At 41.0% G+C, this 1853-nt stretch carries 1 protein-coding gene; it reads left to right on the top strand.

The features are described 5' to 3' along the window. The coding region (locus tag ACZFYI_RS19900) for a VCBS repeat-containing protein (protein ID WP_462525863.1) at positions 1-1853 on the top strand (1853 nt) is incomplete at both ends.

The following is a 1853-nucleotide window of genomic DNA, read 5'->3' as shown; positions in this document are numbered from 1 at the left end:
CCCAGGCATTGTTTTTTGATTTTGAGAAAGACGGGGATTTGGACATGTTTCTGCTCAACCATCATATTGAGGTCATCAATGAGATTGAATTTGACCAAGCCAGGGCTGTCAGGCATCCGTTTGCAGGAGACAAATTATTTAGGAATGATAGCGGGAAATATGTAGATATCAGCGAAGTTGCCGGGATCAAAGGTACCGCTTTGGGATTTGGACTCGGAGTGGCAGCATCTGATATCAACGGAGATGGATGGATCGACCTGTATATCAGCAACGACTATATCGAGCCGGATTACCTATATATCAACAATGGAAACGGTACTTTTTCAGACCGAATGACGGAAAAGCTTCAGCATATTTCCCATTTTTCGATGGGATCGGATATTTCGGATGTCAACAATGATGGGCTGATGGACATCTTTACCTTGGACATGCTTCCTGAGGACAATAAAAGACAAAAACTCCTGTATGGTCCGGAGAATTACGAGCAATATGCGCTGATGGTCAACCGTGGATTTTACCATCAACACATGCGGAATATGCTTCAACTTAACCAAGGAAATGGTCTTTTCAGTGAAATCGGTCAACTTGCAGGGATATCCAATACGGATTGGAGTTGGTCTGCTTTGTTTTTTGATGCCACCAATTCAGGCCATAAAGACCTTTTTATCAGCAATGGATACTACAGAGATTATACCAACAGGGATTTTTTGAAGTATAAGGGAGATTATTATTTCAAATCTGCCGTCGCCAGAGAAAAAGCGGATACCCTTCACTTGGTCACAAGCATGACTTCCACTCCTGTTTCAAATTATATTTTTGAAAATGGAGGAAATTTGGTTTTTGAAAACAAAACAAAAGATTGGGGAATATATTTCCCAAATTTCTCAAGCGGTTCTGCCTATGCTGATCTCAACAATGACGGACAACTCGATATCGTGGTAAATAACCAGAACCATCCTGCTTTTATTTATGAAAACAAATACCCAGAATATAGCGGGAAGGCCCAAAACTGGGTTCAATTCAATTTAAAAGGGAATGCTCCAAATACTTTGGGAATTGGGGCCAAAGTGGCTCTTTACAGTGATGGACATGTTTATTACCTTGAGCAAATGCCCACCAGAGGCTTCCAGTCCTCCGTTTCTAACCGACTTCATTTTGGTTTGGGTGAAAAATCCAAAATAGATTCAGTTGTGATTACCTGGCCCAAAGGACATGTACAGACTGTGAAAGACCTGAAAATCAATATGGTAACAGACATCCCGGAAATTGACCAAACGCATTATGAAAGTCCAAGACTAAATCCATTACCTATTTTTAGGCAAACAGAGAACAGTATCCCCTTCATTCATCAGGAATATGGTTTTAATGATTTCAAACGCCAGCCGCTTTTACTTGAAATGCCTTCTTATGTCGGGCCAATCATGGTGGCTGCAGACATCAATGGCGACGGTAATGAGGAAATTTTTGTAGGAGGGACGAAAGGTTCTACGGGAAAATTATTCCAATTTTCAAACGGAAAATATGAAACATTGAATTCCTTTAAATCCGAAAGTGAATTCACAGATGCAGATGCCGCATTTTTTGATGCCAATGGAGATGGATATTTGGATTTGTACATTTGTAGCGGTGGATACCACGATTACCTTTCAAATGAAGAATCGCTTCAGGACAGGCTATATATCAATGATGGTTTTGGAAACCTGAACATCAGTACCAAATCCCTTCCAAAAATGCTTGTCAGCACCTCCTCTGTATCTGTGGCGGATTTCAACAATGATGGAAATCCAGACTTATTTGTAGGCGGAAGAGTCATACCGGGAAAATACCCCCAAACTCCACAAAGCTACCTCTTG

The sequence above is a fragment of the Aquiflexum sp. genome, assembly GCF_977115555.1.
Note: the sequence above shows the minus strand (reverse complement) of the source record. Positions and strands in the feature narration are given on the sequence as shown.